Consider the following 245-nt stretch of genomic DNA (forward strand, 5'->3'; position numbering starts at 1 on the left):
TGCGCCTCTGTTTGCACCATGCAGCTTCTCTGTTGGCGAATGTGGGAGACAAAACCATAGATGTCCACCACCCCCTCAGCAGCTATTTGGTCCATCATTGCATCCAATACGATGTACGTTCCAGTGCGACCCACGCCCGCACTGCAATGGGTCAAAATGGGCCCACAGTCCTCTGGGACAGAAGCACGGACCTTCCTCAGGAAAGCAAGAAGTGAGGTTGCGTGAGTGGGGACCCCCTGATCAGG

Annotated in this window: 1 protein-coding gene; it reads right to left on the bottom strand. The window is 55.5% G+C overall.

Going from position 1 to position 245, the window contains the following annotated elements; genetic code table 11:
* Window positions 1-245: protein-tyrosine phosphatase family protein (locus ACYQ78_RS39985; protein WP_459806213.1), on the bottom strand; the 245-nt coding region annotated here is incomplete at both ends.

The organism is Herbidospora sp. RD11066 (genome assembly GCF_054661255.1).